Annotated in this window: 23 protein-coding genes and 1 pseudogene; 6 read left to right on the plus strand and 18 right to left on the minus strand. The window is 28.3% G+C overall.

From position 1 onward, the window contains the following. Complete coding sequence (locus ACH5BF_RS13165; RefSeq protein ID WP_423273498.1) at positions 1-1,263, minus strand: serine hydroxymethyltransferase; 1,263 nt, start codon at positions 1,261-1,263, stop codon at positions 1-3. 72 nt (positions 1,264-1,335) lie between these two features. Continuing rightward, positions 1,336-2,505, minus strand: a complete 1,170-nt coding sequence (locus ACH5BF_RS13170) for an ATP-binding protein (RefSeq protein WP_423274716.1) — start codon at positions 2,503-2,505, stop codon at positions 1,336-1,338. A gap of 168 nt (positions 2,506-2,673) precedes the next feature. On the opposite strand from ACH5BF_RS13170, the gene ACH5BF_RS13175 reads away from it, so the two are divergent. After that, a complete protein-coding gene (locus ACH5BF_RS13175; protein WP_423274717.1) occupies positions 2,674-3,642 on the plus strand; it encodes an aldolase catalytic domain-containing protein in 969 nt (322 codons plus the stop codon). Positions 3,643-4,029: 387 nt separating this feature from the next. Continuing rightward, on the plus strand, positions 4,030-4,248 hold the full coding sequence (locus ACH5BF_RS13180; RefSeq protein WP_423274718.1) for a cold-shock protein: 219 nt from the start codon (positions 4,030-4,032) through the stop codon (positions 4,246-4,248). A 39-nt stretch (positions 4,249-4,287) separates the two neighbouring features. On the opposite strand, the gene ACH5BF_RS13185 is transcribed toward ACH5BF_RS13180, so the two are convergent. Continuing rightward, complete coding sequence (locus ACH5BF_RS13185; RefSeq protein WP_423274719.1) at positions 4,288-4,884, minus strand: pyridoxamine 5'-phosphate oxidase family protein; 597 nt, start codon at positions 4,882-4,884, stop codon at positions 4,288-4,290. A gap of 91 nt (positions 4,885-4,975) precedes the next feature. On the opposite strand from ACH5BF_RS13185, the gene pdxR reads away from it, so the two are divergent. After that, complete coding sequence (gene pdxR / locus ACH5BF_RS13190; RefSeq protein WP_423274720.1) at positions 4,976-6,349, plus strand: MocR-like pyridoxine biosynthesis transcription factor PdxR; 1,374 nt, start codon at positions 4,976-4,978, stop codon at positions 6,347-6,349. Between the two features lie 2 nt (positions 6,350-6,351). Here the strand turns inward: pdxR and ACH5BF_RS13195 are convergent, their stop codons facing one another. Further along, positions 6,352-6,543, minus strand: a complete 192-nt coding sequence (locus ACH5BF_RS13195; RefSeq protein WP_423274721.1) for an Rdx family protein — start codon at positions 6,541-6,543, stop codon at positions 6,352-6,354. Positions 6,544-6,832: 289 nt separating this feature from the next. On the opposite strand from ACH5BF_RS13195, the gene ACH5BF_RS13200 reads away from it, so the two are divergent. From ACH5BF_RS13200 to ACH5BF_RS13210, 3 genes and pseudogenes are all read left to right on the plus strand, one after another. Beyond that, the gene (locus ACH5BF_RS13200; RefSeq protein ID WP_423274722.1) at positions 6,833-8,788 is read left to right on the plus strand and encodes a TonB-dependent receptor plug domain-containing protein; all 1,956 of its coding nucleotides are present in this window, start codon (positions 6,833-6,835) and stop codon (positions 8,786-8,788) included. A gap of 192 nt (positions 8,789-8,980) precedes the next feature. Continuing rightward, positions 8,981-9,361, plus strand: a pseudogene (locus ACH5BF_RS13205) (MCP four helix bundle domain-containing protein); the annotation flags it as partial. A gap of 1,236 nt (positions 9,362-10,597) precedes the next feature. After that, the gene (locus tag ACH5BF_RS13210) at positions 10,598-11,293 is read left to right on the plus strand and encodes a methyl-accepting chemotaxis protein (protein WP_490372052.1); all 696 of its coding nucleotides are present in this window, start codon (positions 10,598-10,600) and stop codon (positions 11,291-11,293) included. Positions 11,294-11,299: 6 nt separating this feature from the next. Here ACH5BF_RS13210 and ACH5BF_RS13215 read toward each other — a convergent pair whose 3' ends face one another. The 14 genes from ACH5BF_RS13215 to fdhD form a co-directional block, all read right to left on the minus strand. Next, positions 11,300-11,500 carry a molybdopterin biosynthesis protein MoeB gene (locus ACH5BF_RS13215; RefSeq protein WP_423274724.1) on the minus strand — a complete coding sequence of 67 codons (201 nt, stop codon included), beginning with the start codon at positions 11,498-11,500 and terminating at the stop codon, positions 11,300-11,302. A 1-nt stretch (position 11,501) separates the two neighbouring features. Next, on the minus strand, positions 11,502-12,236 hold the full coding sequence (locus ACH5BF_RS13220) for a hypothetical protein (RefSeq protein ID WP_423274725.1): 735 nt from the start codon (positions 12,234-12,236) through the stop codon (positions 11,502-11,504). Next, positions 12,236-13,141, minus strand: coding sequence for an ABC transporter substrate-binding protein (locus tag ACH5BF_RS13225; RefSeq protein WP_423274726.1), 906 nt, complete (start codon positions 13,139-13,141; stop codon positions 12,236-12,238). The genes ACH5BF_RS13220 and ACH5BF_RS13225 overlap by 1 nt, the downstream gene beginning before the upstream one ends. After that, positions 13,134-13,919, minus strand: coding sequence for an ABC transporter ATP-binding protein (locus ACH5BF_RS13230; protein ID WP_423274727.1), 786 nt, complete (start codon positions 13,917-13,919; stop codon positions 13,134-13,136). The genes ACH5BF_RS13225 and ACH5BF_RS13230 overlap by 8 nt, the downstream gene beginning before the upstream one ends. Continuing rightward, a complete protein-coding gene (locus ACH5BF_RS13235; protein ID WP_423274728.1) occupies positions 13,919-14,929 on the minus strand; it encodes a FecCD family ABC transporter permease in 1,011 nt (336 codons plus the stop codon). The genes ACH5BF_RS13230 and ACH5BF_RS13235 overlap by 1 nt, the downstream gene beginning before the upstream one ends. 39 nt (positions 14,930-14,968) lie before the next feature. Continuing rightward, complete coding sequence (gene wtpA / locus ACH5BF_RS13240) at positions 14,969-15,925, minus strand: tungstate ABC transporter substrate-binding protein WtpA (protein ID WP_423274729.1); 957 nt, start codon at positions 15,923-15,925, stop codon at positions 14,969-14,971. A gap of 92 nt (positions 15,926-16,017) precedes the next feature. Continuing rightward, positions 16,018-17,034, minus strand: a complete 1,017-nt coding sequence (locus ACH5BF_RS13245) for an energy-coupling factor ABC transporter ATP-binding protein (protein WP_423274730.1) — start codon at positions 17,032-17,034, stop codon at positions 16,018-16,020. Beyond that, positions 17,031-17,726: an ABC transporter permease gene (locus tag ACH5BF_RS13250; protein WP_423274731.1), complete on the minus strand. Its 696-nt coding sequence runs from the start codon at positions 17,724-17,726 to the stop codon at positions 17,031-17,033. The genes ACH5BF_RS13245 and ACH5BF_RS13250 overlap by 4 nt, the downstream gene beginning before the upstream one ends. 30 nt (positions 17,727-17,756) lie before the next feature. Continuing rightward, the gene (locus ACH5BF_RS13255; RefSeq protein ID WP_423274767.1) at positions 17,757-18,569 is read right to left on the minus strand and encodes an ABC transporter substrate-binding protein; all 813 of its coding nucleotides are present in this window, start codon (positions 18,567-18,569) and stop codon (positions 17,757-17,759) included. A 28-nt stretch (positions 18,570-18,597) separates the two neighbouring features. Next, positions 18,598-19,845 carry a molybdopterin molybdotransferase MoeA gene (locus ACH5BF_RS13260; protein ID WP_423274732.1) on the minus strand — a complete coding sequence of 416 codons (1,248 nt, stop codon included), beginning with the start codon at positions 19,843-19,845 and terminating at the stop codon, positions 18,598-18,600. Continuing rightward, the gene (locus ACH5BF_RS13265) at positions 19,835-20,818 is read right to left on the minus strand and encodes a cysteine desulfurase (protein WP_423274734.1); all 984 of its coding nucleotides are present in this window, start codon (positions 20,816-20,818) and stop codon (positions 19,835-19,837) included. The genes ACH5BF_RS13260 and ACH5BF_RS13265 overlap by 11 nt, the downstream gene beginning before the upstream one ends. Further along, positions 20,805-21,188 carry a winged helix-turn-helix domain-containing protein gene (locus ACH5BF_RS13270; protein WP_423274735.1) on the minus strand — a complete coding sequence of 128 codons (384 nt, stop codon included), beginning with the start codon at positions 21,186-21,188 and terminating at the stop codon, positions 20,805-20,807. The genes ACH5BF_RS13265 and ACH5BF_RS13270 overlap by 14 nt, the downstream gene beginning before the upstream one ends. After that, positions 21,172-21,573 (minus strand): ModE family transcriptional regulator, encoded by a 402-nt coding sequence (locus ACH5BF_RS13275; RefSeq protein ID WP_423274736.1) that lies wholly within the window; start codon positions 21,571-21,573, stop codon positions 21,172-21,174. The genes ACH5BF_RS13270 and ACH5BF_RS13275 overlap by 17 nt, the downstream gene beginning before the upstream one ends. Next, positions 21,566-22,354 (minus strand): formate dehydrogenase accessory sulfurtransferase FdhD, encoded by a 789-nt coding sequence (gene fdhD, locus ACH5BF_RS13280; RefSeq protein ID WP_423274737.1) that lies wholly within the window; start codon positions 22,352-22,354, stop codon positions 21,566-21,568. Before fdhD ends, ACH5BF_RS13275 begins: the two co-directional genes overlap by 8 nt. Positions 22,355-22,357 lie beyond the last annotated feature (3 nt).

Genomic DNA, 22,357 nt, shown 5'->3' on the forward strand with positions numbered 1-22,357 from the left:
TTAGTAAGTAGACTGATTGTAAATAACAAAGTTAGAAGCTAAGTCTTTAAGTTCAGCTTTAACACTTGCTTGTAATTCAGTGTTTTCAATATCATCTAATACATCAGCAATTTTGTTTGCAATGAATTCAAACTCTTTCTCTTTCATTCCTCTTGCTGTTAATGCTGGTGATCCAATTCTAACACCTGATGTTACAAATGGTGATCTTGTTTCACCTGGTACTGTGTTTTTATTTACTGTGATACCTGCATTTTGTAATGCTGCATCTGCATCTTTACCTGAGAAATCTTTGTTTAAGAAAGATACTAATACTAAGTGGTTATCTGTTCCACCTGATACTATGTCATATCCTCTTGAAACTAATACTTCACCTAATTTTGCTGCATTTGCTTTTACTTGCTTAGCATAGTCTTTCCACTCAGGAGCTAAAATCTCTTTAAATGCTACTGCTTTTGCAGCCATTACATGTACTAATGGTCCACCTTGTAATCCTGGGAAAATTGCTGAATTAATTTTCTTTGCAATCTCTTCATCATTAGTCATAATCATACCACCTCTTGGACCTCTTAAAGTCTTGTGAGTTGTAGTAGTAACTACGTCTGCATATGGGAATGGAGATTGGTGCTCACCTGCAGCAACTAATCCTGCAATGTGTGCGATATCTGCAAATAAAATTGCTCCTACTGCATCTGCAATTTCTCTGAATTTAGAAAAATCAATCTCTCTTGCGTAAGCTGAAGCTCCACATACAATGATTTTTGGTTGAGTAATTTTAGCAATTTCCATTACTTTATCATAGTTAATTCTACCATCTAATTCAACACCGTAGTAGAATGCTTGGTAGTTTTTACCTGAGAATGATGGTTTAGAACCGTGAGTTAAGTGACCACCATGAGATAAATCCATACCTAAGATTTTATCACCAGCTTTTAATAATGCAGCATAAACTGCACCATTTGCTTGAGAACCTGAGTGAGGTTGAACGTTAGCATAGTTACATCCAAAGATTTCACAAGCTCTGTCAATTGCTAATTGCTCAGCAGCATCAGCAAATTCACATCCACCATAATATCTTTTATAAGGGTAACCTTCTGCATATTTGTTTGTAAAAACAGAACCCATTGTTTCCATAACTGCTGGAGAAGTAAAGTTCTCTGATGCAATCATTTCTAAATGTGTTGTTTGTCTTTCTAACTCTTGCTCAACGATATCAAATATCTCTTTATCTGCCTCTTTTAATGATGCGCTTGATATGTAGCTCATTTTCTACCTTTTTAATTGATTTTTGAAAGTATAACAAAAACTTTGGAATCAAACAATCCAAATATTGCTAATTTAAATTTTTATTGTAAAAGTTGTACCACTATTTTCTACACTTTCACATTTTATAGAACCATTTAACCTATTTTCAACAAGCTCTTTTATAATACTAAGACCAAGACCTGTGCCACCCTGTCCTTTCTTTGTTGTATAAAACTTATCAAAAATAATAGGTAATTTATCTTTTGGAATACCTTTACCATTATCATTATAAATGATAGTAACACCATCATTCTCTTTCTTTAAAGTAATAGTGATATTTCCACTATCAAGATTATCAAAGCCGTGTTTTACAGAATTATTTATTAGATTTGTAAATATTTGAGAGAAAACTCCCGCATAAGAGTTTAGTTTTATTTGCTCAAGACAGTTTATAGTTACTTGAACTTTTAATTTTTTTAGTACATAATTTAAACTAAAAACAACTTCTTTTAAATATTTTTCTAAATCAAACTCTTTTTTATCATCTAATGCTTGATCAACAGCAATTGTTTTAAAACTTTTAATTAAATCACTTGCTTTTTCTAAATTTAGATAAGTCATTTTTGATAAATCAATACAAGAGTTCAAAAAAGATTCAAAATGCTCTTGAGTCATAACATCATTTTCATAATCATTTTTAAGTTTATTTGAAATATCCATTAAATGGCTAATACTTGTAATTCCCACACCTAAAGGAGAGCTTATTTCATGTGTTGCACCGGCTACTAGATTTCCTAAATTTGCCATTTTATCTGCTTCAACTAAAAGTCTTTTTGTTTCATCTAATTGTTCATTTGTATTTGCATTAATCTTTTTTAGCAAAATTTTCTCAATTGCAATTTGAACTGTACAATATAATTGAGGTAAACTAATAGGTTTAATTAAAAAAGTATCTATACCAAACTCTATTGCTTCATCTAAAAGATTTGTTTCTGAATGAGCTGAGCTTACTATTATTATAGTTTCTTTACACTTTTCTCTAATTTTTTTACTTAATTCAAGTCCACTCATTTTTGGCATTTTAATATCAGTAATTACAATATCAGGAGAATATTCATTAAAAAGTTCCAAGCCTTCTTCACCGTTTGAAGCAATTTTTATATTATTGAACTTTTTTTCTAAAAAATAAACTAACTCTTCTCTAATAAATTCATCATCTTCAACATATAGTATTAAGATATCTTCTAGTGTTTTAGCTTTCATTATAAACTCTTATTTTTGCTCTTTTTATTAAACTATTATACTAAAAATATGCAATTAATCATAGTTTTTTAATAAAATACAAAACAATACTATTTTATTAATAATACTTTGACTCATTTTAAGATAAGATACAAGCAATTTCAAAAAAGAAGAATTAGGAAGAGTATTATGTTAGAAAGAAAAGGTTCTATACTTTCAGTAAGAGAAGATATTAAAGTTTTTGATTGTACTATCAGAGATGGTGGTCTTGTAAATAATTACCAATTTTCAGATGAATTTGTAAAAGCACACTATGAAGCTTGTGTAGCTGCTGGTGTTGATTATATGGAAATTGGTAAAAATGTATCTCCAACTATTATGAGTGAAGATGAGTATGGACCATGGAACTTCTGTAAAGAAGAAGATATTAGAAGAATTGTTGGTGAAAACAATACAGATATGAAAATTGCTGTTATGTCTGATATTGGTAGGTCTTTAAAAGAAGAGTTAAGACCAAAAGAAGAATCAGTTGTAGATATGATTAGAATTGCTACATATATTCACCAACTACCTGCTGCAATTGAGTTAATTGAAGATGCTCATGCAAAAGGATATGAAACAACTGTAAATGTTATGGCAGTATCTAAATCATTTGATGATGAATTAACAGAAGTTTTAAATGAATTAGCTAAAACACCTGTTGACGTAATTTATATTGCAGATAGTTTTGGTTCATTCTATCCAGAACAAATTGTAAAACTTACAGAAAAATATTTAAAAATTGCAGAAGCAAGTGGTAAAAAAATAGGTATTCACGCACATAATAATTTACAATTAGCATATGCAAATACTATTGAAGCTATGACTTATGGTGCTAGTTTCTTAGATGTAACAGTATCAGGATTAGGTAGAGGTGCAGGAAATTGTCCAATGGAATTATTAATTGGTTTCTTAAAAAATCCAAAATATAAATTAATGCCTATTCTTAAGTTTATAGAAGAGTTTATTGTGCCATTAGAAAAAGAATTAGATTGGGGTTACTCAATTCCTTATATGTTAACAGGACAATTAAACGAACATCCAAGACCTGCTATGAAAGCAAGAGATGAAAAAAATACTGAGTATAGAGAATTCTATAGAGACTTATTAAAAGAGTAGTAGTTTAAAAAAAAGGGCATAAATTATTAGCCCTTTTTTATCTCTCTAAAGTTACTCTAAAATAGAAAAAATCCTATGAAATAACTAAAACATAAACATGGGTATAACACCAAACAAATAATTAAAAAAATTGTATCTTCACTCATAAATTCATTATATATAAACAAAGTATTAAAAAAGTGTCAAAATAGATTTAAAAATTCTTAAAATTTTTTCATTCTTTAAGACATAATTAAAGTTAATTTTCGTTATGATGTTGTAATTGAAAGATGATTTAAGAGTTTCATCTTTGGCTAAGATTTATTGATACACAAACTACAGTAGAACTACTCTAAAGAACACTCACTTTATATTTTCAAGAATATTAACACATAAGGTATTTGCAAAATGGCAAATTTAAAAAATGGAACTATTAAATGGTTCAATGACGAAAAAGGTTTTGGTTTTATTCAACCTGAAGATGGAAGCAAAGACGCATTTGTACACTACAGACAAGTAAACAGAACTGGATATGGTAGAGTTTCTTTAGAAGAAGGTCAAAAAGTTTCTTTTGAAACAGAAGAAACAGATAAAGGAATCCAAGCTGTAAATGTTACAGTTTTATAATTCAGCCTTTATTCAATAGAAGAGATTACACTCTTCTATTTATCCTCTAAACTTCTCTATTAATTTTAACGTTAATAAATCTTTTTTAGTTCCCCTATTTTTTAGATGTTCACTTATCCTTTGAAATCTTTGTTCACTATGGTCTTGTCCTAAATGAAATTTAGCACTTACTTCACTAGGAACTAATTTGTAAATACATGTAGCATTTATAATCTTCTTATAAATATCATCATTTAAAGGAATATACCCTCCCTCTTTTTGATATTTCTGCATTAAAAACTCTAAGGCATTTGCTTTTTCATTATAATCATCAATAAACTCTATATGCCCATCAATTATAATAGACTTATACATATGCGTTGCTGGGTTTGCTCTTTTGTCATCTGTACTAAAATATGAAGGTAATATAGAATAAGACTCCACTATAGAAAAACTTGCATTTGAATTTTCTTGCATAATCTCTATCTTTTTACCTTTCTTTTTTCCATGAATATAAATCTCATTGTTTATAGCTACATAATTAACAGGAACTGAATATGGCTTATTATCTTTACAAATAGCTAGTGTTCCAAACTCCGTATTATCAATGATTTCATTTACTAATTCTTTATCATTTATTTCAAAAACTTTTTTCATTATACTTCTCTTTTTCTTTCTTTTTCGGTAATATATCAAAAATCTAACCTTATAACAAGTGCCAATTTTTTTAATTTTATTAGGGACAGTTATGTACAAAATCGAACAAAAAAATAAAAAACCATTGCATATTCAACTATATGAAGAGATTAAAAAAGATATAACTGAAAACTATAAAGTTAATGATAAATTGCCTTCAATAAGAAAAATATCTACTGCTTATAATCTTAGTAAAAATACTGTTGAAAATGCCTATTCTCAACTTGTAGTTGAAGGTTATATTGAAAGTATTCCTAAAAGTGGTTTTAAGGTAATAGAAAATCACTATATTAATATTAGTGAGAATATTTCATATAAAAACGATGAAAAAGAAGTAGAAAATCATATTTTATACGACTTTTATCCTGCTTGTTTACAAAAAGAAAATTTTCCTTTAAAACTATGGAAAAGACTTTTTAATAAAAACATTAATGAGTCTTTAGATTTAGGTAATTACCCACATAAACAAGGGGAATATAAATTAAGAGAAGAGATATCTAAATATCTTAAAGAATCAAGAGCTGTAAACTGTAACACAGAACAAATAATAGTTTCAAATGGATTCATTTCTTCGATGAGTTTACTTTGTATGATTCTAAAAAATCATAAATTATTAGCTATTGAAAACCCTGGATACTACATAGCAAATAAAGTTTTTGAAAATCACAATTTCAAAATAGATAAAATTGATGTTAATTCAAATGGAATAGATATAAATAAACTAGAAAACAGTAAAGCAAAACTTCTATATATAACACCTTCTCATCAATATCCAACTGGTGTTGCTATACCAATAACAAATAGATTAAAACTTTTAGAGTGGTCAAAAAATAATGACTCATATATTATAGAAGATGATTATGATAGTGAATTAAGTTATATAAATAGACCTATTCCAAGCTTACAAGGATTAGATAATAATCAAAAAGTGATTTATGTTGGCACTTTTTCAAAGGCTTTATCTCCTGCTCTAAGAGTAAGTTATATTGTTTTACCTGAACCATTACTTCAAATATATAAAAAAGAGTTTTTTTACTATGATTCAGGAGTATGTTTAATAACGCAAAAAACATTAGAAGAGTTTTTAGCTCAAGGATACTGGGATAAACACTTAAGAAAAATCCGAACTTTAAATAAAAAGAAACATAATCTAATGAAAGAGTTACTAGAAAAAAAACTAAAAAATAGTATGAAAATAATAAGTCAAGGAGCTGGTTTATCAATATTAATTCAAGCAACAAAAGAGTTTGATTATGAAAAAGCAGAAAAACTTGCAAAAATAAATGGTATAAAAATTTACAACTCAAAAATGAGAAGTGGTGGTGCATTAGAAGGTTTTATGATGGGGTTTGGAAGCATAAAAGAAGAAGAATTAGAAAAAGCAATAAATGCTTTTTCTAATGTATGGTTTAAATGCTTTAAATAGTACTAAAGCTCTTGTTTTATAAGTTGTGTGATTTCTCCTATTTTTGGAAAAGTCTGTGTAATATTCAACTTATCATAAATAGTTTTTTCGTTTAGTAAAACTCTAAAATCACCACCTGAACTTTTCTTTAACTCAATATTTGCATGAGGAAAACTCTCTATAATTTCTTCTTCTACCCTAGAAGCTCTTGGCAAATAGTTTCAAGCTGTGCAATAAAAAATTTCAACTTTCATTTATCTATCCTTTTTAAATAAATATTTATTTTTAATAATTCAATTCTATCAGAAACTATTAATAATAAAATTAAGTCATAATCTTAAGCTTAAATATATAATTAAATCATTAAAATGGTCAACTTTATTTTACTACATATTTAAATATGCAAATTTTGCATATTAAGTTTATATGGTAGTTTATTGAAATAGATAATATTTATATTATAAAAAGTAAAATTTATTTTACGATATTTAAGTAGGAGAGAGAATGAAAAAAAGCATTATTGCTATTTCTTGTATTTGTGCAAATATTTTAATGGCAGAAAATACATTTACACTAGGTGAGATTTTAGTTAGTGATACAAAAAACAAGGTTTTAGAAACTAATAAAATAGAACTTGAAAAACTTGAAGATACATCTAAAAAAGATATAGCTTCTATTCTTGATGAGCAAACAGGTTTAACTCTTATCTCAAGAGGAGGAAGAGGAGAAAAAGCAATTAGCATAAGAGGTTCACACTCAAGTAGAACGGGTGTATTTTTGGATGGTATTCCTATTTATGTTCCATTTGATGGACAGTTTGATTACTCTAGAATTTTAACAACACAATTATCAAGCGTACAAGTTGCAAAAGGTTTTAGCTCATCTTCTTATGGGGTTAATACAAGTGCAGGAGTTATAAACTTAGTAAGTAAAAAACCACAAAAAGAGTTTGAAGGTTCAATCTCTTCTCAAATAAATTTAGATAATAGCAATACTAAATCAAGTACTATAAATAGTATTGACTTAGGAACTAAACAAGATAAGTATTATATTCAATTAAGTGGAACTATCGAAGATAGAGACCACTATAATGTATCAAATGATTTTATCTCAACAAGTAGCCAATCAAAAGGTGAAAGACAAAATAGTTCAGCTAAACAAAAATCTATCAATCTAAAAGTTGGATTAACTCCTACAGATGAGAGTGAATATGTATTTGGATACTCTTATTTAGACTCTCAAAAAGAGCAACCTATAGTAACCAATAGTAGTTTAAATAATGAAAAGTTTTGGGAATGGCCTAAATGGAATAAAGATACAATCTATTTTATCTCAAATAATAAACTATCTTCAGGTGATATAAAATTTAAAATCTATAAAGATAGCTATGACAACAAAGTACTTTCATTCAAAGATGCAACATTTACAGGAAATCCTGGACATTTTGATTATGAAGATTATACACTTGGTGCAAATTTAGAGTATACAAATCATTCTATTTTTGATGATCATATTTTAAAAGCAGGTATAAACTATAAAAAAGATTCACATAAAGGTGAAGAGAAAAAAGTAAAAAACAATGGAAGTGAAGAGTTTAATAATGATAAATATGTAGATGAAATCTACTCAATATATGCTGAAGATAGTTATTATGTAAATGATAAACTAATGATTGTAACAAGTGCAAGTTATGACTATGCTAAACCAAAAACAGCAATTACATCAGATACACAAATACATAAAGACTCAAATAATGCTATTAATCCACAAATAGGTTTATTTTATGATATAAATAAAGATAGTACAACTAGATTTACTATCTCAAGAAAAACAAATCTTCCTACAATGAAACAAAGATTTTCAGATAAAAGAGGAAAAGCTCTTACAAATCCTTATTTAGATCCAGAAACAGTAATGCATTATGAAGTAGGACATAATATTAAAAAAGAGAATTTATCTTTTGATACAGCTGTTTTCTATACTAAGATAACTGATCCTATCACAATAGTTCCTAATGTTAGTGGAAGCAAGGGACAAGAACAAAATACTGGTGAAGAAAGATACAAAGGTTTAGAGTTTACATTAAACTATAAACTTAATAGACTAGACACTGGGTTTAACTATACATATTTAAATAGTAATAAAGATGATGAAGAAAAAGTTACTGAAATACCTAAACATCAAGTTTATATTTATGCAAACTATGCACTTACAAATAGTTTCCAATTATCAGCAAATTATACACATAAATATGGAATTATTGCACAAAATGGTATTTCTAGTGAATATACAAGATTAAATACAATTAAACTTGTAAATTTAAATACTAAATATATCTACTCTAAAAATATGAGTTTCAATTTAGGTGTTGATAATTTATTTGATAGAAATTATGAATATGATTTAGGTTATCCTGAAATGGGTAGAGAAATCTACTTAAAAGCTAAATACACTTTCTAAAAATAAAAGAGGTTATATCCTCTTTTATTTTTAATTATTATTTTAGTGTATATTTAAATAACACCCTATACTAAAAACTTACAAAAATTATTCATTTGTCTACTTTTTATACAGATAATTTTTTTTAAATTAATTTAATTTAATATATACTATATAACATTAGCTATAACATTTATTAAAAAAGGAAATATTATGAGTGTTAAAAATAAACTTTACCTTGGATTTACAACTATAATTATAATGATCATAATTTTAGGAAGTGTAGGATGGTTCTCATTAAAAACAGCCTCAAGCGGATTCAAAGAATATAGAGAAATGGCAAGAGATGGTATTTTAATGTCAAGAGTTCAAGCAAATATGCTTATGGTAAGAATGAATGCAAAAGACTACTTTATAAGTGGTTCTCAAAAAGACATAAATGAATTTAACGACTATTTCAATAAAGTATCTGGTTTTATATCTACTGCCAAAAAAGAGATAAATAAACCAAGTAGAGCAAGAATTGTATTAGAAGTTGATTCAAAATTAAATGAGTATAACAATAGTTTTAAAGAGATTCAAACTCTTATGAATCAAAGAAATGATATTGTTAAGAAAAAAATGAATGTAATTGGAAAAGAGTTAGAAGTTATATTTACAAAACTTATGAACTCAGCTTACGATGATAAAGATGTAGTGGCTTCACATGAAGCTGGATTAGCCTTAAGAAACCTACTATTAGCAAGACTTTATGCTGTTAAATATTTAGAAACAAATAGTCAAGATGATGAAAACAGAGTTAATTTAGAGTTTTCAAATTTAGATAAGAAATTAACTATATTAAAAGAAGAGTTACAAAACCCTATTAGAGTTGATTTTTTAAATACAATTATAAAAGATCTAGCTATTTATAAAACAGCATTTAAAGATGTATCAAAGATTATTAAAACTAGAAATGACATCATTAAAAATAAGATGGATGTAATTGGTCCACAAGTTGCTAACTTGACAGAAGAAGTAAAACTTGACCTGAAAAAAGCACAAGATACTATTGGTCCTGAAGTACAAAGTTCAAATGATACTTCAGTATTAATCACAACTATAATTTCATCTATTGTTATCTTATTAGCTTTAGCTTTAGCATTTATTATTCCAAAAGGAGTGATATCATCTTTAGATAAAGTATCAACTGGTTTAGAGAGTTTCTTCAACTTCTTAAATAGAAAAACTAAACATGTAGAAGAAATAGACTTAAAATCAAATGATGAATTTGGGAAAATTGCTTCAATGATAAATGGAAACATCTCAAGTATCGAACAATCAATAAAACAAGATGAAATCTTAATAGAAGAAGTAAAACAAATAGTAAATGAAGTTGAAGCAGGTAATCTAAGCAATAGTATTCATAAATCAACTACTAACCCTTCATTAAATGAGTTAAAAAATATCTTTAATAATATGTTAGTTACATTAAGAGAAAAAGTTGCTACAGATTTAACAAAAGTTACAGCTATACTAGAAGAGTGTTCAAATAAAAACTTCACTTCAAAAATTGATGACAAAGGCGAATTTGCCTATAAAATAAATGAACTTATTGACATTATCAATAATATGCTTAGTGAAAATATGAAAAATGGAATTATTTTAGATAACAGTAGTGATACTTTACTTACTAATGTTGACTTATTAAATAAAAACTCAACAGAAGCAGCAGCAGCACTTGAACAAACAGCAGCCGCTCTTGAAGAAGTTACAAGTAATGTTTCATCAACTACTCAAAATATTATCCAAATGGCTAATCATGCAAAAGAAGTTGTAAATGCCAGTGAAATGGGAGAAAAACTTGCAAATGATACTACAAAAGCGATGGATGATATAAATGAAGAAGTTACATCAATTGCAGAAGCAATCACAATTATTGATCAAATTGCTTTCCAAACAAATATTCTTTCATTAAATGCTGCTGTTGAAGCTGCTACTGCTGGTGAAGCTGGGAAAGGATTTGCTGTTGTTGCACAAGAAGTAAGAAACCTTGCTTCAAGAAGTGCTGAAGCTGCTAAAGAGATTAAGGACCTTGTTGAAAATGCTACAACAAAAGCTAATGATGGAAAACATATTGCTGATGAAATGATTAAAGGTTACAATGGCTTAAACAATAGTATTAGCAAAACTATTGAACTTATCAAAGATGTGGAAACTGCAAGTAAAGAACAACAAACTGGAATAGTTCAGATTAATGATGCTATTAACTCTTTAGATAAACAGACACAAGAAAATGCAAATATTGCTACACAAACTAAAGATGTGGCAGAAAGAACAGATGAGATTTCTAAAACTATTGTAGAAGATGCAAGTAGTAGTGATTTTATAGGTAAACAAGAGTTAGAAAAACAAAGAACTAAAACAAGTGAACCTCAAATTAAAAAAGTTGAGCCAACATATAAAAAAGAGGTTCATCCTAAAACTAGTAATGAAATAAAAAAAATAGAAGCAACACCGGACAATGATGAATGGGAGAGTTTTTAAACTCTCTTATTTCATACAAGTAAAACTTTGACTTGTCCATCTTCTAAAAAGACAGTTATAGCATGAGTTCTTTTGCACTGATGTTACTAACTCGTCTTCATCTTTATCCAAAATAAATTCCTTGCAAGAACTAGCTTGTTCTACAGCTTTTTTATAAGACTCTTTTCCATGTATAAAATACTTTAAACCATCTTTTACTTCAAACATATTAATACCTTTTTAAATTCTCTTTTGAGATCACTTGTATAATGTCATTTTTATTTTCTATAAGAAGCACATATTTATTTTTTAGATAAACCATTTTTAAGTCTGTTTTAGTTTCAACTTCCAAATCCAAAGAAGCTAAATTACCATCTTCAAATCTAACCTCATCTATTTCTTCATACTCTAATAGTTCAGATACAAGACTTTTAACTTTTTTAGGTTTTAACTTCCCTTTCACTCTTCCATCACTTCCGTATAAACGAAGTGCAACACCAGCTAAAGCACCAATTATTCCATCTCCATTATTTTTATGTTCACTTAAATCAATATTCTGTCTTTTTGCTTGAGAATAAGCCTCATCTTTTGTTAATACTTTTGTTTTTGCATCTAATCCATATTTTATTAGTTCATTTACATCTACTATATCTTTTTCGAAAGCAAAACATACACCAGGAGCAGAACTTACAGCACTTACTTCTTTTATATATTCAATAACAAAATCTTTCACTTTTTCTTTCTCTTCAAGGCTTAAATAAGTAGTAAAACACATAGAACTATTATGTGATGTATAAGGAATACTTTCATGAATAAAAAGCTGATGTCTAGTAACTAAAGAACACTCTATATTAAACTTTTCTTCTATGAACTCTTTTATTTCTTCTGAAATTTCACCTGTTGATTTATAGTAACCTAACTCATCTGTATCATCAATACAAATATAGATTTTATGTTTTTGCATTACTTGTTCCTACTTAAGAAAAGTTCAAAAAACTCTTCTTTTTCTTTTTTCATATCTAATTTATAATAATCAGGATAAAGCTTATTTCCTAACCATAATGAACCTATTGTCTTAAAAAAAGAAGGTGGATTATCCATCCAGTTTATTGGCTTTTTTGGAATCATAAAGACTTTTTTATTTTTAACTGCCTTTAAAAAACTATACTTTTTACTTTTATAAACTTTATTATAAAAACCTTTATTATCAGTGATTATTACATCAGGATTTTTAAGCATTAACTCTTCAAAGTTCAGCTTTATTCTTTGTTGTTTTAAAGAGTTACACTCTATTGGATTTATTGCTCCTACAAACTCGATTAACTCGCTATGTGGAGAGTTTCTACAATTTGTAAGTAAACCATCTTCACCCTTGGCATGATATACTGTCACTTTTTTTTCTAAAGGTATTTCCTTGCTTATACTATTTATAAATAAAACCTTTTTTTCAATAAAAGCAGATAACTCATTTCCTCTATGTTCTTTATTTAAAATCTTTCCTAAAATTTTATAAGACTCTATATAGTTTTCTAAAGTATTTAAATCAAGTGCACATGTTTTAATACCAACTTGTTTTAGTTTATTAGAGATATTTAAAAAGTCTCCTTTAGAGTTCCATAATACAACTAAGTCAACTCTATTTTTTGCAAGAACTTCAATACTTGGCATCTTAGAAAACATCGTATTTGTTTTATTTATCTTCTCAGGGAAACTATACTCTTGAAGAGTTTTTATCATAAGGTTCATAGGTCTTGTTTGCCCTATTACATTTTCACTTTTTCCTTCATAATTCTTACATAAAGTAAGCTCATCATTTGCACTTAATAAATCAAAAAATAAAAAAGCTACTAAAGCTAATATTTTATACATACTCTTCCTTGTGTTTAAAATTTGGTATGCAAATATTAAAACCATATTTTGTTTTATCTATATTTACATCTATACCATATAAATGTTCTAAATTCTTTTGTGTTATCACTTTTTCTACATTTCCTGCCTCAATAATTTTTCCATTTTTCATTAAGATAACTTCATTGGAAACTAAAAAAGCATGGTCAGGATAGTGTGTAGTTTTTAAAAAAGTGAAACCTTGTGAAGCTAAAGACTTTATAGTCTCTAAAAGTCTAATTTGATTTCCATAATCAAGACCTGTAACCGGTTCATCCATAATAAAAAATGAAGCCTCTTGAGTTAATGCTCTTGCTATTAGCACAAGTTGTTGTTCACCTCCACTTAACTTACTAAATAACTTATCTTTTAGATATAAGATTCCTAGTTTCTTCAAACTATTAATTGCTATTTCTTCATCCTGTTTTGAATACCTTGAAAAAAATCCTTGATATGCAATCCTTCCCATCAATACAATATCTAATACATCATAAGCAAAAGGGATTGAACTACTTTGAGGGACATAAGCAATCTTTTTTGCTAAACTCTTTTTTTTATATGTAGATATATTTTTATTTTCAAGTAAAACTTCACCATTTTTAGCTTTTAGAAGTCCTAAAAGTATTTTTATTAAAGTACTTTTCCCTGTTCCATTAGGTCCTAATAAAGAGATAATATCTCCTTTATTAATCTTAAGAGAAATATCATCTAAGATTTTCTCTTTTCCATAAAAAAAAGATATGTTTTTAGCTTCTATCATTAAAGAGCCTTTTTTGAATTTTTTAGGGCTAAAATAAAGATTGGTATACCAATCAATGAAGTTAAAATACCAATTGGTATTTCTACATCAAAAAGTAACCTTGAACTATTATCAACAACAAGTAAAAAGATTGCTCCCATTAAAGCTGTAACAGGAAGTAAAATTGTATTATTAGGTCCAACAATCAATCTTGCAAAATGAGGAATAATCAAACCTATCCATCCAATCATTCCTCCTATTGAAACACTTAACGCACTTATCATTGTTGCAAGTAAAATTACTACTATTCTAATTAGCTTCGTATTTACACCTAAACTTTGAGCTTCTTGGTCTCCAAAACTTAATACATTTAAATACTTAGACATAAATAATAAACCTATAATTCCTAAAGACATGGGAATTAAAAAAAGTATAATCTCATCTAGTTCTACAAAAGATAAACTTCCCATTAACCAATAAACAATTGAAGGCAACTTATCATATGGGTCAGCTGTATATTTAACAATTGATAATAAAGTAGAGAAAAAAGAACCACTAATAATTCCACCTAAAATCAAAAGCAATGTAGAGTTTGTTCTATCTTTATAAATATAAGTAATTAAAACTGCAAAGATTACAGCAAAAACTCCAAAAGTAAAAGAGAAAAGTTGAGTTAAATACCAACTATCAAAAAAAGCAATAGCAAAAGCAGCTCCAAAAGCAGCCCCTGATAAAACTCCTAAAATTCCTGGTGAAACCAAAGGATTTATAAACATTGCTTGAAAGCAAGCACCAGATACTGCATATGCTGCACCAATTAAAACTGCTGCTATTATTCTTGGAAGTCTAATATTTGTGATTATATTATCTATCATTAGCATTTTTTCTTCATTTGAAACTTCTACATCAAAAAGTTTAAAAAGTAAATAGTTGTAAAACTCTTCAATACTAATAGGATATTTCCCTAAAAACAAAGAAAAAATAAATACACATAAAAGTAAGATTATTAAAAAGATTATAATTTTTTTCATTTTAGCCTTAAAAAGTAAGAGAAAATCTCTCTTACTTTTTTACTTTAAGATAGAAGAATCACCAGTGATTTTTGCAGGAGAGATAACTCCTTGTCCATTTCTAAACATTATTTCTTGACCTTCTTTTGATAAAACAAAGTTTACAAATTTTATTGCACCCTCTTTATTTACAGGTGACTTGTCATTTTCAACAACTGTTATTCCATATACCATAGCATCACCTTTTTTAGTGATGAAAGTACCTTCTTTTTTACCATCTATATCAAATGAAGCTGTTTTATAAAATTTTGCATTTTCATTATCTTTTAAAGATACTTCTTTAGGTAAAGTAATATAGTTTAGATTATGTTGTTGTGCAACTGATTTATAGATATATAAATAATCATACTTATTCTCTTCAATTAGTTTTAAAAGCTGAGATTCTTTAGGTCTTACAACAATCTTATCTTTATTCTCTTCATCTTTAGTATAAGATTGTCCATATCCAAATAGCTTATTATAAAAGTTTGGAACTTTATAATAATCTTCTGCTAATTTTGTAACTAAAATTGATCTATATCCACAAGGATCCTGATTTGGGTCTGAGTGTGCTACTCTAACACCATCTCTTAAAAAAATCTCAGGCCAATTTTTACTATTTATTTCATCTGCAAACTTTGCATTTTTTGTATATGCAATTGCCATTTCATTTGTTGCAAATCTAGCATTAAATTTTGCATGATTTGGAATTAGTAAATTATCAATAACCTTATAGTCAGCACTTGCCATTACATCTGCACTTCTTTTTTCAGCATAGATTTTTTTTGCTGCTGCTCTAGAACCAGAGCCTTCTCTTACAACATCATATTGAGGATATTTAGCTTCAAAAGCTTTCTCAATTTGTGAAAATGGCACCTTTAGTGAACCTGCATGAAATACAGTAATAGTCTGCTTTGCTAAAACTGTTGTTGCAGCCATAGATGCAATTAATGTTGAAGATAATAAAATCTTTCTCATTTTTATCCTTGTAAAATATTTATATTTAGTAATATGCAATTTTTGCACATTAGTAAATATAAAAAAAGTAAAGGTTTAACTTTACTTCTTTATTAAATCCAACAAACCTTAGTAGTATCAATATTTACATTGATTTTATCACCTGGAAGGAAAGTTTGTTCTTGCATTAATTTTCTTGAAATCTTACAATTAAAACTAATACCACCTATACTAAACTCTATTAGTAAATCTTCAAAACCATGAATTTGTTGGATTGAACTAACTTCTGCTATTAAAGTATTTTCATCTTTTTTATCACAATCAACTCTACAAATATCAATTGAGTCACAATTTATCATTACAACTGAATTTCTTTTTTTATTTTGACTATTTTGAATCTCTAATCTTTGTCCATCTATAAACTGTTTTACTAAATTGCCCTCTTCATTTTTCTGCCAAGGTGAAAATAGAAGATTTACTCCTCCACTTTCAACTAAACTACCATTGAATAAAGCAATTTTTCTATCACAAATATGATTTAACCAGTTGTGGTCATGACTTGAGATTAAAATAGTAGTATTGTATTTTTGCTTTGCTGTTAAAATAGCTTCTTTTATCAACTGAGCAGAGTTTGTATCAACTCCTGTTGTTGGTTCGTCTAATATTAAAACCTTTGGTTTTAGTATAAGCCTAGCAGCAAGAGCAACCCTTTGTGCTTCTCCACCTGATAATTGACTCCATTTTCTTTGGGCAAATGAATTGTCAAGACCTACTAAAGTCAAAGCTTCTAACACTTTTTCATTTATATTTTCACTTCTTTTTCTAAGTTTTAAACCATACGCAATATTTTCAAAAACAGTTCTTTTTAAAAGATATGGATTTTGAGGAACCATAACAACACTCTGTCTTGTTTCAAAATCAAGTTTTGTATTACATAAACCATTAAAAGATACATTTCCTATTGTTGGTTTATCAATAAAAGATAAAAGTGAAAAAAGTGTAGATTTTCCACTACCATTAGGACCAAAAAAACCAATAATTTGATTCTCATCTAAAGTTAAAGAATCAATACTTAAAACTTTTCTTCCATCATAATGTTGTTCTACATTACTTAGTGTATATAAACTCATTGTGTCCATTTCCTCTTAAGCATTGATAATGCAATATTTACCATAAGGGCAACTGCAAAAAGAACTAAACCTAAAGCAATTCCAGTTACAAATTCACCTTTTCCTGTCTCTAAAGCAATAGCTGTTGTTACTGTTCTTGTATGATACTTGATATTTCCACCAACCATCATTGAAATACCAATTTCAGTTACAATTCTTCCATAAGCAGTAACTGCTGCTGTCATAATTCCAAATCTAGCTTCAATTAGTGTTGCTTTTAAAATTTGTAATGATGTAGCACCCAAACCTTTTAAAGATATATATAATCTTTTATCAACTGCTTCAACTTGGGTTGCTGTTAAAGCTATAATAATAGGAAGTCCTAGAACTATCTGACCAATAATTATTGCTTTTTGTGTGAAAAGTAAATCATAATCACCTAAAGGCCCTACCCTTGATAACATTGTATAAGCTACCAAACCAATAACTACTGTTGGTAAAGCAAGAAGTGTATCTACTATTGTTCTAATTACTGGTTTGCCTGGGAAGTTATAGTATCCCAAAGCAAAACCAAGAGGTAATCCAATAAGTAGACTGATTAATAAAGACCAAGATGATACCGTAACTGTCGTAATTATTGCAGAGTAAACACTCTCATTACCAGATACAAGTAGCTCTATTGCTTCATTAAAACCGTCAGTAAAAAGATTCATCCTATTATTAACCTAGCCTTTAAATTTTAACTATTTACCAGCGTTTGGAATAAATAGAGATTTACCTAATAATCTGAAATCAGCAATTATTTGTTGAGTTTCAGGTTTAATAATCCAGCTTGTAAATTGTGCTGCTAATTCTGGTTTAACATTTGGACATTTATCTTTGTTAATTGATACAACAGAGTATTGGTTAAATAATGTTTTATCACCTTCAACTACAACTTTCATCGTATTAGCTTCACCTTTTTGGTCTTGATATTTAATCCAAGTTCCTCTATCTGTCATTGTATATCCACCTTTTTCAGCAGCCATGTTAATAGTTCTTAACATTCCTTGACCAGTTTGAACATACCAAGATGCTTTTTCAGGAGCATTAGTCATAGCTTCTTTCCAAAGTTTAATCTCTTTTTTATTTGTTCCAGAGTTATCACCTCTTGAAAAGAATTTAGCTTCTTTATCATTGATTTTTTTAAGTGCAGCAGCTGAAGTCATTCCAGAAACCATTGCAGGATCTGCTTTTGGTCCAATAATTACGAAATCATTGTACATAACTTGAGTTCTTTTTTCACCATATCCAGTTCCAACAAACTTTTTCTCTGCACCAGGTGCATGAACAAATAAGATATCAACATCACAATTTCCACCCATTTTTAAAGCTTTACCAGTTCCAGTTGCAACCCACTTTAAAGTAGTACCAGTCTCTTTTTCAAATTTTGGAGCTAAGTAGTCTAATAGTCCAGTATTATCTGTACTTGTTGTTGTAGCCATCATTAAATCTTTTGCATTTAATCCTGATACTAATGCCGCACTTAATCCTAAAGTCACTAAAGTTCTTTTCATCATTTTTTCGCTTCCTTTTCGTTTTAATTTAATTAAATATATTTGTTTGATTTTTAACTAGTTTGTTATTAAACTTAATAATATACACCTCTTGTCCTACATCAATACCTGCTGTTTCTTCCCTAGTTACAAGTATAGAATTACTTTCGTATAGTGCTGTTATCATTCCTGAACCATATTTATTTTTTCTTGTTACCTTAAAACCTCCATTTTCACAAGATCCAAGTACCACATTTACTCTTCCTTGCTTTGTTTTGAAATCTTCATGATTCATTGCAAAATTTACATCATGATAAAAACTACTACTTCCTTGTAGTTTATGTAAAACAGGTACTGCAAATAAGTGCATATTTACCATAGCAGTTAGTGGATTTCCAGGTAAACACATCACAATAGTATTTTGCATTTTTCCCATCATAATAGGACGACCTGGTTTTACATTTACACCATGAAATGCTGTTTCTAAACCATTATCTAAAAAAGCTTGACCTACAAAATCAGCATCTCCCATAGAAATACCACCTGTAGTAATAATCACATCATAGTTTTTCATATTTGAAATAAACTCTTTTGAAGCTTCTAAGCTATCAGGTATTACCCCACTGTAAGTAGCATCAAATCCATTTTCAGTAAGTAATGAGACTAAAGCATAAGAATTACAGTTGTAAATCTCTTCTTCATCACTACTTTCCCATGGCTCTTTTAACTCATTTCCAGTTGATACAACAGCAATTGAGATTTTTTTGAAAACCTTAACCATAGTAAGACCTTGTGAAGCTAAAAGTGTCACATGAGAAGATGTAATAACCTCTCCTTTTTCAAATAAAACATTTCCTTCTTTTTGCTCTTCTCCTTTTAATCTAAGGTTTGCACCCTCTTTTATATTTTCAGGGATTCTAACTGTTTTAGAAGTAACATCAAAACAGTTTTCAATAGGAACTATTGCATCAACATCATTTGGAACTTTTGCACCTGTCATAATCTTATAACACTCATTATCCCAAAGTGATTCTTTTACAGCCTCACCCTTATCTCCTGCATAAATTACTTTATTTATGTTTAGAGTTTTACCCGCATCTTTTGCTTTAATTGCAAAACCATCCATTGCTGAGTTATTAAAAGCTGGAAGATTTTTTACACAAATAATATCTTCACTTACAACTCTTCCAATTGCATTTGCAAGGGGAATAATCTCTGTAAATTTTGTAGGAGTTGCTAAATCTAAACTTCTTTTAACTGCTTCTTCAAAATCTAAGTATGTTAATTTATTGCTCATTTAAAACCTTTATTTGTCTATATTTTTTTCTAAATTTTTCTGTAATTTTTTTAATTGTTTCTAAATCTAATTTCTCACTAAATGTTAAAGATAGTGCATTTCTACTTGTAGTTTCATCATATCCCATAGCTTGGATAATTCTTGATGGTTTAGATAAACCTAAAGAACAACCCTCTCCATTTGTAATATGAATTTCATCTAAACTAAGAGTTCTAATCATCTCTCTTGCTTTTATATTTTTTAAAGCAAAATGTAAAGTAAAATCTAAGGTATCTTTATTATCAACAAAGAAATAAATATCATCTCCAAAAGACTCTTCTAGACTCTTTTTAAACTCTTCTTTTATTTCAGTTGTAAAGTTTTGTTTTTCTAATGCTTCAAAAATAGTAGCAACTGCAATAGAGTTTGTAAAACCTATAGCTTTTTGCTCAAACAGCTCTTCATCAAAAAGTAATACACCTGCTGTATTAAAACCTGTTAATTTGTAAGAATCAAAATATACAGCATCACTTAAACTACTAAAACTTGCACTAGCATTTGAGATTATCTTGATATTTTTTATTTCTTTTACTTTTTCTAAATCCGTCTTTACAAAAGTATCCATTACATATGAAGAGATAAATATAAAATCAATATCTTCAAGTGAATTAATATCAACCTTCCCTTCTTTTGTTAAATCAAGCCAACTAAGTTCAAATCCTAATGATTCAAAAAGCTTTGCTGCTTCATAAACAGCCTCACATTCACCTTTTGAAACTGCAATTTTTCCTTTTTTATTTAGTTGTAAAAAAAGTCCTAAAAAACCCTCTTTGTCAAAAGAAAAAGTAGTAAGAGAATTTTTGTTATATTTTTTTACAAACTCTTTTTTTAAAGACTCAAACTCTTCATTATTACTTAAAACATTTAGTGACAAATCACTTTTTATATGCAAATCTTGCATATTTTTATACTGCAAAGAATTAAGCTTTATCACAAGTTTCACCTTTAACATTTATTATCTCTTTGTTATCTTTCAAAAACAGCTCTTCAAATCTCTTTTGTGCATATTTTTTAATATCATCTTGCAAGATTTCATAAGTATCAATAATCTCTCTTGCTTTTGGTGTAAGAGAACTTCCACTATCCTCTCCTCTACCTTTTTTTGTATGAACTAATTCATCTTCAATATGCTCTTCAAGTATCTTAATATGAGTCCAAGCTTTCTTGTAATTCATACCTACGATTTTAGCTGCTTTAGAAATAGAACCTGTTTGATCTATAAATTTTAAAACCTCTGTTTTACCACCACCAAAAACTAAGTTATTATCATTGTCATCAATCCAAACTTTAACTTTTACTTCCATGGTTTCCTCTTCTTTCTCTAAATATTCCTAATTGACAATGTGTCACTTGAATATCAGAATTTTTAACTGTTGAGCCAACTGTATTAAGTGTTGATTTTTGAGCTTCATCCCATAAAACTTTACACTCTAATCTTTTATGCCCCATATAATTCTCTTTTAATCTGTTGTAAACTTTATCACTTGAATTCTCAAATCTTAATTTTCCAAAAACACCAAGTTCACAATTTGTAATCTTAATACCAAACTCATTTGTAATTTTTGCCATCTCTTTTGGATGTTTTCCAATAAGTCTTGCAACTTTAAATGCTTTTAAACAAGATAGTTTTCCATCTTCATCTAAATTTGTAAAAAGCAACTCTTTTTGGATTTCATCTAAACTAGACATCAATTCTTCCTTGATGAGTATAAAGATTCATTTTTTTACCCCTTGCAAAACCAATAAGCGTAATTCCATGCTTATGAGCTGTTTGAACACCTAAATAAGTAGGTGCTGTTCTTGACACAACAATTGGAATTCTGTGCATTACTGCTTTCGTAACCATCTCAGAACTTAATCTTCCAGATACAAATAAAACAGATTTAGTTGTATCAAGTCCTTTTAATTTACATTTTCCAATTGCTTTATCAATTGCATTGTGTCTACCAATATCTTCAGCTGTAACTGTTGTTCCATCAAGTAAATATACCATTGCCTTATGAACACAACCAGTTAAATTATATAATTCACTTTCACGGTAAAATATTCTAACTTCATCTGATATTGTTTGTGGTTTAACTTTAAATACTGTTTGGTTAAAAGGAATTACAAGCTCAGTTGCTTCTGTACCTGTAACTCCCCCACCACAACCACTTGTAAGTGTTTTTTCTTTATAAAGATTTTGTAATGAAGATTCATTAATTGTAGCAGTAACATCAACTCTTAATCCATCTTCACTAACTTCTATATTTTTAATATCATCAATAGAAGAGATAACATTCTCACTCATCAAGAAACCAACAGCATGTGCATCTTGATCTTTTGGGATTGTCATCATTGATATAGTTTTTTCTCCATTTAAATATAAATTTAATCGTGACTCATCTATTGTCACATCTTCAAATTCAGTTGCTTCATTTTCTATAAGTTTGTCTATTACTACTGTTTTTAAATATTTGGCGTTATCCATATC

It is taken from the genome of Arcobacter pernae (genome assembly GCF_049472135.1).
Lineage (GTDB): Bacteria > Campylobacterota > Campylobacteria > Campylobacterales > Arcobacteraceae > Arcobacter_B.

What these genes read in the sequence shown, in the direction of transcription:
- ACH5BF_RS13165 (WP_423273498.1), bottom strand. Translation starts at nt 1,263, where the DNA reads ATGAGCTACATATCAAGCGCATCATTAAAAGAGGCAGATAAAGAGATA.
- ACH5BF_RS13170 (WP_423274716.1), bottom strand. Translation starts at nt 2,505, where the DNA reads ATGAAAGCTAAAACACTAGAAGATATCTTAATACTATATGTTGAAGAT.
- ACH5BF_RS13175 (WP_423274717.1), top strand. Translation starts at nt 2,674, where the DNA reads ATGTTAGAAAGAAAAGGTTCTATACTTTCAGTAAGAGAAGATATTAAA.
- ACH5BF_RS13180 (WP_423274718.1), top strand. Translation starts at nt 4,030, where the DNA reads ATGGCAAATTTAAAAAATGGAACTATTAAATGGTTCAATGACGAAAAA.
- ACH5BF_RS13185 (WP_423274719.1), bottom strand. Translation starts at nt 4,884, where the DNA reads ATGAAAAAAGTTTTTGAAATAAATGATAAAGAATTAGTAAATGAAATC.
- pdxR (WP_423274720.1), top strand. Translation starts at nt 4,976, where the DNA reads ATGTACAAAATCGAACAAAAAAATAAAAAACCATTGCATATTCAACTA.
- ACH5BF_RS13200 (WP_423274722.1), top strand. Translation starts at nt 6,833, where the DNA reads ATGAAAAAAAGCATTATTGCTATTTCTTGTATTTGTGCAAATATTTTA.
- ACH5BF_RS13210 (WP_490372052.1), top strand. Translation starts at nt 10,598, where the DNA reads ATGGGAGAAAAACTTGCAAATGATACTACAAAAGCGATGGATGATATA.
- ACH5BF_RS13215 (WP_423274724.1), bottom strand. Translation starts at nt 11,500, where the DNA reads ATGTTTGAAGTAAAAGATGGTTTAAAGTATTTTATACATGGAAAAGAG.
- ACH5BF_RS13220 (WP_423274725.1), bottom strand. Translation starts at nt 12,236, where the DNA reads ATGCAAAAACATAAAATCTATATTTGTATTGATGATACAGATGAGTTA.
- ACH5BF_RS13225 (WP_423274726.1), bottom strand. Translation starts at nt 13,141, where the DNA reads ATGTATAAAATATTAGCTTTAGTAGCTTTTTTATTTTTTGATTTATTA.
- ACH5BF_RS13230 (WP_423274727.1), bottom strand. Translation starts at nt 13,919, where the DNA reads ATGATAGAAGCTAAAAACATATCTTTTTTTTATGGAAAAGAGAAAATC.
- ACH5BF_RS13235 (WP_423274728.1), bottom strand. Translation starts at nt 14,929, where the DNA reads ATGAAAAAAATTATAATCTTTTTAATAATCTTACTTTTATGTGTATTT.
- wtpA (WP_423274729.1), bottom strand. Translation starts at nt 15,925, where the DNA reads ATGAGAAAGATTTTATTATCTTCAACATTAATTGCATCTATGGCTGCA.
- ACH5BF_RS13245 (WP_423274730.1), bottom strand. Translation starts at nt 17,034, where the DNA reads ATGAGTTTATATACACTAAGTAATGTAGAACAACATTATGATGGAAGA.
- ACH5BF_RS13250 (WP_423274731.1), bottom strand. Translation starts at nt 17,726, where the DNA reads ATGAATCTTTTTACTGACGGTTTTAATGAAGCAATAGAGCTACTTGTA.
- ACH5BF_RS13255 (WP_423274767.1), bottom strand. Translation starts at nt 18,569, where the DNA reads ATGAAAAGAACTTTAGTGACTTTAGGATTAAGTGCGGCATTAGTATCA.
- ACH5BF_RS13260 (WP_423274732.1), bottom strand. Translation starts at nt 19,845, where the DNA reads ATGAGCAATAAATTAACATACTTAGATTTTGAAGAAGCAGTTAAAAGA.
- ACH5BF_RS13270 (WP_423274735.1), bottom strand. Translation starts at nt 21,188, where the DNA reads ATGGAAGTAAAAGTTAAAGTTTGGATTGATGACAATGATAATAACTTA.
- ACH5BF_RS13275 (WP_423274736.1), bottom strand. Translation starts at nt 21,573, where the DNA reads ATGTCTAGTTTAGATGAAATCCAAAAAGAGTTGCTTTTTACAAATTTA.
- fdhD (WP_423274737.1), bottom strand. Translation starts at nt 22,354, where the DNA reads ATGGATAACGCCAAATATTTAAAAACAGTAGTAATAGACAAACTTATA.